This is a genomic window from Ruthenibacterium intestinale (genome assembly GCF_040096265.1).
GTDB lineage: Bacteria > Bacillota > Clostridia > Oscillospirales > Ruminococcaceae > Ruthenibacterium > Ruthenibacterium komagatae.
On the sequence record NZ_JBBMFA010000064.1, the window covers coordinates 1 to 7330 of the forward strand.

The following is a 7330-nucleotide window of genomic DNA, read 5'->3' on the forward strand; positions in this document are numbered from 1 at the left end:
GGCCGCGGTCATCGGACCGCGGCCTCTTTGCGTTTTCGGGGCGAAAAAGGGCCCGCCCGGGCTGTTTTTTGAAAAATCTTCCGTTCTCTGGCGCAAAAAACGCGTTGTCTGCATGTACTGATAATAAACGGAAGGAGGGCCGGACATGGAAATCTTGCGTGCGGAAAACGTAAGTGAAAAATATCAGGCGGAAAACGGCGAGATCAATGCCTTTGAATCCGTCAGCTTCGGGGTGGAAAAAGGGGAGTTCCTCAGCATCGTCGGGCCGTCCGGCTGCGGCAAAAGTACGCTTTTGTCGGTCATTGCCGGGCTGGTAAAGCCCACGGGCGGCCGGGTGCTGGTAGAGGGCGAGGTGGTGACGGGCACATCGCCCCATGTGGGATACATGCTGCAGCGCGACAATCTTCTGGAATGGCGCACCATTCTGGACAACGTTCTGTTCGGGCTGGAGATCCAGCAGGCCAAAACGCCCGAAAATGTGCAGCGGGCCGTGCGGCTTTTGGAGACCTACGGCCTGGCGGAATTTGTGGAAAAATATCCGCGGCAGCTGTCGGGCGGCATGCGCCAGCGCGTCGCGCTGATCCGCACGCTGGCGGCAGGACCGGACATTCTGCTGCTGGACGAGGCGTTTTCAGCCCTGGACTATCAGACGCGGCTGACCGTCACCGACGATGTGTACGCCATTTTGAAAAAGGAAGGCGTCACCACACTGATGGTCACCCACGATATTCCCGAGAGCATCAGCATGGGCGACCGGGTCATGATCCTGTCTGCACGGCCCGCCCGGGTGCAGGACATTCTGCCCATCGACTTCGGGCCGCAGCGCACGCCCCTGGGCTGCCGCTCGCATCCGAATTTCGCCAAATACTTTGACTACATATGGAAAGAGCTGAGCCAAAATGAGACAACATGAAACCGGGGTCTCCCGCGAGCGCGCGGAGTACCTCAGCCGCCGCCGTCGCCGCAAACGGCGGGTACTCGGCTGCCAAATCGGCATACTGGCGGCGTTTTTCCTTCTGTGGGAAGGGCTGGCCCGGGTGGGCATCATCGACAGTTTCATTCTCAGTCAGCCCACACGAATTCTGGAGACCCTTTTGAACATGTCCCAAAACCATCTGCTGGTGCACATCGGCGTCACTCTGTACGAGACGCTGACGGGTTTTTTGCTGGGCGTGATACTGGGGCTCGTCATCGCGGTGGTGCTGTGGTGGTCGGGTTTTGCCTCCAGTGTGGCGGAACCGTACTTGGTGGTGCTCAACAGCCTGCCCAAAATCGCCCTGGGGCCGGTCATCATTCTGATCGCCGGGGCGGGCACCCGGGCGGTCATCTTCATGGCACTGGCCATTTCGCTGGTGGTCACGGTGCTGGAAATGCTGGCCGGCTTCCGCTCCACCGACCCGGAACTGATCAAAATGGCCCGCACGTTCGGGGCTTCCAAACGGCAGATCTTTGCAAAAATCGTGCTGCCTGCCAACCTGAGCACCCTGTTCAATTCGCTGAAGATCAACATCGGCCTGTCGCTGGTGGGGGTGATCGCCGGCGAGTTCCTGGTCAGCAAAGCGGGCCTGGGCTACCTGATCGTCTACGGCGGGCAGGTGTTCCAGCTGGATCTGGTCATGTCCAGCGTTCTGATTTTGGCAGTGCTGGCCGCGCTGATGTACGAAAGCGTGGTGCTGGCCCAGCGCCTGGCGGAACGCCGCTGGGGCCGCGGCGCTTAACGGTCAGTCAAAATATTCGTCCGCGGGGTCAAAGGCGGGGATGGGAATGTTGATGACCTTCAGCTGCCCCACCGCGCGGTGGCGGCAGCCCGGGCGGATGTACACGGCGTCAAAGGGTTTGACCGGGACCTGTTCGCCGTCCAGCTCCATGTGGCCGGTCCCCTCCAGAATCAGATAGATCTCGGTGTGGTGCACATGGTAGTGAACGCGGGAATCCTGCTTGATCTCCACGCAGTGAAGCGAGGCGGCGCTTCCCGGCAGGTCGGCAAAGGCGCGGCGGGCGGACCCGCAGGGACACGGGGTGGGAGAAATGTCCAGAAGAGAAGTTTTTTCATAGCGCTTTTCCATGGTCGTTGCACTCCTTCCAAAAGTTCCTATCTTCAGTATAGCGAAAAAACAGGCGTTGAAAAGGGGCAAAAGGCCCCATTCAAGCGACAGAGGCGGCGCGTGCCGTTCTGCATACATAGAAAGGATAGGTGTATAGTCTATGAGAAACAAGATGATTGCCCTGGCCCTGACGGCGGTTCTGTGCCTGGGCGCCCTGACGGGCTGCGGGCGCAGCGAGGCTTCGCTGGAGAAAGTCACGGTGTGTGAGGTGACGCATTCCATCTTTTACGCACCCCAGTACGCGGCCATGGCGCTGGGCTTCTTTGAGGAGGAAGGCCTGGACGTGGAGCTGTCCAACGGAGGCGGCGCCGACAAGGTGATGAGCGCGGTGCTCTCCGGCAGCATCGACATCGGTTTTGCAGGGCCGGAGGCCAGCATCTACGTATACAACGAGGGCAAAGAGGACTTCACCCAGGTGTTCGCCCAGATGACAAAGCGGGACGGCAGTTTTCTGGTGGCCCGCCAGTCGGACGACGCCTTCACCTGGGACAAATTGAAGGGCGCGCACATTCTGCCCGGCCGCAAGGGCGGCGTTCCCTATATGGCCTTTGAGTACGCCATCCGCAAAAACGGCATGGACCCCGCCACGGACATGAACCTGGACACCAGCGTGCAGTTTGACAACATGACCGGCGCGTTCCTGGGCGGCACCGGGGACTACGTGACCATGTTCGAGCCAACGGCCAGCGCCGTGCAGGCTGAGGGCAAGGGCTACATCGTGGCGGCTGTAGGCGACGAGGCCGGCGAGATCCCGTACACCGCCTATTTTGCCAAAAAGAGCTATCTGGCGGAGAACGCGGACCTTGTGCAGCGGTTTACCAACGCCGTGTACAAGGGCCAGCAGTGGGTGCAGGAGCACACCGCCCGGGAAGTGGCCGAAGCGGTGCAGGACAGCTTTGCCGACACGGATCTGGAGCTGCTGGAAAGCGCGGTGCAGCGCTACAAGGACATCGGCGCATACAGCACGGACCCGGTGATGACGAGGGAGAGTTTTGATCTGCTGCAGACCGTGATGACCGAGGCGGGCGAATTGACCCAGACCGCCCCCTGGGAAGAAGTGGTGAACAACACCTTCGCCGAAAAGGCCATGGAGCAATAAGACGCAAAAAAGGCCGGGTTCGCAGAACCCGGCCTTTTTGAACGCTTATTCAAAAGGATAGCGGATGCCCCATGCGGCGCGCAGGGCGTCCATCTGCTCCAGAATCCGCAGCGTGGCGGACCGGGGCATGTCGGGGCACTCCCGGGCGCCGCTTTCCAGCGCCGCGGCCACAGCCCGCACCTCGTACTCGTAGCCGGTGGCGTCGAAGGGCAGCTCCACACGGCGCACGCCCCTGGGACTCTCCACGGTCAGCGCCTGGGTGTGCCAGAAATCGGCCTCCAGGGTCACGCGGCCCTGTTCGCCCCACACCGTGGCGGTGTTGTCCAGCACGGCGCGGCCGCTGACAAAGAAGCTGGCCAGCCGGCCGCCCTCGTATTCCAGCTGCACGGCTTCCTGCACGTCCAGCCCGTTTTCGTTCTTCGCGCACAGGCCTTTGGGTGCGCCCAGCGGCTGGCCCAGGGCGATGTCCGCAATGGTCAGCGGGTAGATGGTCAGGTCCAGCAGCACGCCGCCCGCCAGTTCCGGCAAGGCGATGCGGGGCTTGTGGGCCACCGCGCAGCCCATGTTGGCGGTGAGACCCACCACACGGCCGATCTCGCCGGAATCCAAAATCTCCCGCAGCGCACGGGCCGCAGGCTGGAAGCGGGTCCAGGTGGCCTCAGTCAGCAGAAGTTTTTTTTCATCCGCCAGGGCGAACAGCTCCCGTGCCTGGGCGGCGTTCACGGTCAGGGGCTTTTCACACAGCACATGCTTGCCCGCGTTCAGGGCCATGCGCACATGCTGCGCGTGCAGGTTGTGGGTGCTGCCGATGTATACCACGTCCACGAGGGGGTCGGCCATCAGTTCCTCGTAGCTGCCGTAGCTTTTGGCAAAACCGCACTCAGCGGCCAGGTCTGCGGCGCGCTGTTTGTCCCGGGCGGCAATGGCGTAGGGTTCCACCACACCGGGCACGGCTGCCACAGTCCGGGCCATGTGGTGGGCGATGTTGCCCGCGGTCAGAATGGCAAAACGAAGCATAAAAACGTCCTCCAAGGCTTTTTGTTTCAGTATACACCCGTGCAGGCCGGGGGAAAAGTCCTTTTTCTCTTCTCATTTGGCCCCGAACGTGGTATAACGGTATCCGGGGAGTGTGAAAGACCTATGACGAGTGCTTTACAGACGGACAAACCGCTGTTTTCCAATGCGCAGCTGCGCAGCCTGCTGGTGCCGCTGGTGATCGAACAAATTCTGGTGGTGGCCGTGGGCATGGCCGATACCATGATGGTTTCGGCGGTGGGCGAGGCGGCGGTTTCGGGCGTGTCGCTGGTGGACATGCTGAACCTGCTGATTTCCAACCTGTTTGCGGCGCTGGCCACCGGCGGCGCCGTGGTCACCAGCCAGTTTCTGGGCGCGCGGCGCAGGGACGAGGCCCAGCGCTCGGCCGGGCAGCTGGTGCTGCTGACCATTTTGATCTCGCTGGCAGTGGCGCTGCTGGCGGTGAGCCTGCGGGCACCCATTCTGCGCCTTGCCTTCGGCGCCATTGAGGACGACGTGATGGACGCGGCCATGCTGTACTGGCTCATCACCGCGCTGTCCTATCCGTTCCTGGCGGTGTACAACGCCTCGGCCGCGCTGTTCCGCTGCCAGAACAACACCCGCATCTCCATGCTCATCAGCGCGGGCATGAACGTGTTCAACATTGCGGGCAACGCCCTGTGCGTGTACGTGCTGCACCTGGGCGTGGCGGGCGTGGCTCTGCCCACGCTGCTGGCCCGTGTGCTGGGCTGCATCGCACTGACGGGACTTTTGTGCCGGGCGGAAAATCCGCTGCCGCTGCGCCTGTCCCAGGCCCGCCGCCCCGACGGGGCTCTGGTGCGCAAGATCCTGCGCATCGGCATTCCCAGTGCCGTGGAAAACAGTCTGTTTCAGCTGGGCCGCATCCTGGTGGTGGCCATCATCGCCGGCTTCGGCACCGTGCAGATCGCGGCCAACGCGGTGGCCAACAATCTGGACGGCCTGGGCTGCATCCCGGGCGACGCCATCAACCTGGCCATGATCACCGTGGTGGGCCGCTGCATTGGCGCGGGAGACACCCGCCAGGCGTCCCGTTACGCCAAAAAACTGCTGGGGCTTGTGTATCTCATGGGCGGCGTGCTGAACGCATCCATTCTGCTGGGGCTGCCCTTCCTGCTGGGGCTGTATACCCTTTCGCCCGAGACGGCGGCCCTGGCCACAACGCTGGTGTGGATCCACGACGGTTTTGCCATGCTGCTGTGGCCCGCGTCCTTTACGCTGCCCAACGCGCTGCGCGCCGCCGGAGACGTGCGGTTCACCATGTCGGTGTCCATCTTTTCCATCTGGGCGTTCCGGTTCGGGTCCGGCTATCTGCTGGGTGCGCAGATGGGCATGGGCGCGGTAGGCATCTGGATCGCCATGCTGCTGGACTGGGCCTTCCGGTCCGTCTGCTTTGTCATCCGGTTTGCCCGGGGCAAGTGGAAAGAGAAAAAAGTGATCTAGAATTGACCGTCACGTCCGCATCCCTTATAATAAAGAACAAAGCGGCTGCTTTCGGGCCGCACAGAGGGGGAAGAAACTATGGGAACAGTGATTCCGCAGGGCTATGCGCCGGTTCTGGGACTGTACGACACCCAGAAGGCCATCGGCCTCATCAAACAGATTTTTCAAACCAAATTGTGCGCCGCGCTGCATCTCAAGCGCGTCACCGCGCCGCTGTTTGTGGACCCGGCCACGGGTTTGAACGACGATCTGAACGGCGTGGAGCGGCCGGTGACCTTTGACGTGCCCGCCATCGGGCGCGAGGCCGTGGTGGTGCACAGCCTGGCCAAATGGAAGCGCCTGGCGCTTCACGAGTACGATTTTCACGTGGGCAACGGCCTGGTGACGGACATGAACGCCATCCGCCGGGACGAGGAGATGGACAATCTGCATTCCATCTATGTGGACCAGTGGGACTGGGAGAAGGTCATCAGCCGGGAGATGCGCAACGAGGCCTTCCTGCGCCGCACGGTGCAGGACATCGTCAACGCCATCTGCGGCACGCTGGACGAGCTGAAATGGCAGTTCGGCGCACTGGACACCACCCTGTGCCGGGACGTGACCTTCTTCACCAGTCAGGAATTGGAGGACAAGTATCCGGACCTGACCCCGAAAGAGCGGGAGAACGCCGTGTGCAAAGAGTATAAAACGGTGTTTGTGGAGCAGATCGGCGGCGCGCTGAAAAGCGGCAAACCCCACGACGGCCGCGCCCCGGACTACGACGACTGGCAGCTGAACGGCGACCTTTTGTTCTGGCACGAACCCTTGGGCTGCGCGCTGGAGATCTCCAGCATGGGCATCCGTGTGGACGCCGAGAGCATGGCCCGCCAGCTGCGGCTGGCCGGATGCGAGGAGCGGGCAAAGCTGCCCTTTCACGCGGCGCTTCTGCGGGATGAACTGCCCCTGACCATCGGCGGCGGCATCGGCCAGAGCCGTTTGTGCATGCTGCTGCTGGGCAAGGCTCATGTGGGCGAGGTGCAGGTGTCCCTGTGGGACAAAGCCACCCGCGAAGCCTGTGAGGCCGCGGGCGTGGTGCTGCTGTGATGACCGTGCGGCGCGCCGTGGCGGAGGATTTGCCCCGGCTGGAGGCACTGTACGCCGACGCCCGTCGCTTTATGGCGGAGAACGGCAACCCCACTCAGTGGCGGGCGGGTTATCCTTCCCGCGCCATGCTGGAAGAGGACGCCGCCCGGGGCGAGAGCTATGTGTGCGAGGACGGACAGACCCTGTGCGCGGCCTTTTTGTTCCGCCCGCCCGTCAGCGGGGAAGAGACGGAACCGGATTACGCGCACATTGACGGCGCGTGGAAGGCGGACGGCCCCTATGGGGTGCTGCACCGGGTGGCCGTGGCGGTGCCGGGCCGGGGTGCGGCCGGTTTCTGTATGGACTGGTGCTTTGCCCGGTGTCCCAATCTGCGCATGGACACCCACCGGGACAACGCTCCCATGCAGCGGGCGCTGGCCAAGAACGGGTTTGTGTACTGCGGTGTCATCCGCCTGCGCTCCGACGGGAGCCAGCGGCTGGCCTATCAAAGAACCGAATGAGCGGCGGGGGGGGGGGGGGGGGGGGGGGGGGGGGGGGGGGGGGGGGG

General features: G+C 62.9%; 8 protein-coding genes. 6 read left to right on the forward strand and 2 right to left on the reverse strand.

Annotated features, from left to right (window positions below; all coding sequences use genetic code 11):
* Positions 1–145: 145 nt before the first annotated feature.
* Both WMO24_RS04535 and WMO24_RS04540 read left to right on the forward strand, forming a co-directional pair.
* Positions 146–913, forward strand: coding sequence for an ABC transporter ATP-binding protein (locus WMO24_RS04535; protein ID WP_349215132.1), 768 nt, complete (start codon positions 146–148; stop codon positions 911–913).
* Positions 900–1718: an ABC transporter permease gene (locus tag WMO24_RS04540; protein WP_349215133.1), complete on the forward strand. Its 819-nt coding sequence runs from the start codon at positions 900–902 to the stop codon at positions 1716–1718. Before WMO24_RS04535 ends, WMO24_RS04540 begins: the two co-directional genes overlap by 14 nt.
* A 3-nt stretch (positions 1719–1721) precedes the next feature.
* On the opposite strand, the gene WMO24_RS04545 is transcribed toward WMO24_RS04540, so the two are convergent.
* Positions 1722–2066 carry a cupin domain-containing protein gene (locus WMO24_RS04545; protein WP_349215134.1) on the reverse strand — a complete coding sequence of 115 codons (345 nt, stop codon included), beginning with the start codon at positions 2064–2066 and terminating at the stop codon, positions 1722–1724.
* A 139-nt stretch (positions 2067–2205) separates the two neighbouring features.
* On the opposite strand from WMO24_RS04545, the gene WMO24_RS04550 reads away from it, so the two are divergent.
* Entirely contained in the window at positions 2206–3204 is a 999-nt protein-coding gene (locus WMO24_RS04550; RefSeq protein WP_349215135.1) for an ABC transporter substrate-binding protein, read from the forward strand.
* A 45-nt stretch (positions 3205–3249) separates the two neighbouring features.
* Here WMO24_RS04550 and WMO24_RS04555 read toward each other — a convergent pair whose 3' ends face one another.
* On the reverse strand, positions 3250–4221 hold the full coding sequence (locus tag WMO24_RS04555; protein ID WP_349215136.1) for a Gfo/Idh/MocA family protein: 972 nt from the start codon (positions 4219–4221) through the stop codon (positions 3250–3252).
* A gap of 123 nt (positions 4222–4344) precedes the next feature.
* Between WMO24_RS04555 and WMO24_RS04560 the strand changes: the two genes are divergently transcribed.
* The 3 genes from WMO24_RS04560 (at position 4345) to WMO24_RS04570 (ending at position 7283) form a co-directional block, all read left to right on the forward strand.
* The gene (locus WMO24_RS04560) at positions 4345–5700 is read left to right on the forward strand and encodes an MATE family efflux transporter (protein WP_349215137.1); all 1356 of its coding nucleotides are present in this window, start codon (positions 4345–4347) and stop codon (positions 5698–5700) included.
* A gap of 78 nt (positions 5701–5778) precedes the next feature.
* On the forward strand, positions 5779–6783 hold the full coding sequence (asnA, locus tag WMO24_RS04565) for an aspartate--ammonia ligase (protein WP_349215138.1): 1005 nt from the start codon (positions 5779–5781) through the stop codon (positions 6781–6783).
* The gene (locus tag WMO24_RS04570; RefSeq protein ID WP_349215139.1) at positions 6783–7283 is read left to right on the forward strand and encodes a GNAT family N-acetyltransferase; all 501 of its coding nucleotides are present in this window, start codon (positions 6783–6785) and stop codon (positions 7281–7283) included. Before asnA ends, WMO24_RS04570 begins: the two co-directional genes overlap by 1 nt.
* Positions 7284–7330 lie beyond the last annotated feature (47 nt).

Bases quoted from the DNA above. Each gene is read 5' to 3' on its own strand.
- WMO24_RS04570 (WP_349215139.1), top strand. From the start codon at position 6,783: ATGACCGTGCGGCGCGCCGTGGCGGAGGATTTGCCCCGGCTGGAGGCA.
- WMO24_RS04545 (WP_349215134.1), bottom strand. From the start codon at position 2,066: ATGGAAAAGCGCTATGAAAAAACTTCTCTTCTGGACATTTCTCCCACC.
- WMO24_RS04540 (WP_349215133.1), top strand. From the start codon at position 900: ATGAGACAACATGAAACCGGGGTCTCCCGCGAGCGCGCGGAGTACCTC.
- WMO24_RS04535 (WP_349215132.1), top strand. From the start codon at position 146: ATGGAAATCTTGCGTGCGGAAAACGTAAGTGAAAAATATCAGGCGGAA.
- asnA (WP_349215138.1), top strand. From the start codon at position 5,779: ATGGGAACAGTGATTCCGCAGGGCTATGCGCCGGTTCTGGGACTGTAC.
- WMO24_RS04550 (WP_349215135.1), top strand. From the start codon at position 2,206: ATGAGAAACAAGATGATTGCCCTGGCCCTGACGGCGGTTCTGTGCCTG.
- WMO24_RS04555 (WP_349215136.1), bottom strand. From the start codon at position 4,221: ATGCTTCGTTTTGCCATTCTGACCGCGGGCAACATCGCCCACCACATG.
- WMO24_RS04560 (WP_349215137.1), top strand. From the start codon at position 4,345: ATGACGAGTGCTTTACAGACGGACAAACCGCTGTTTTCCAATGCGCAG.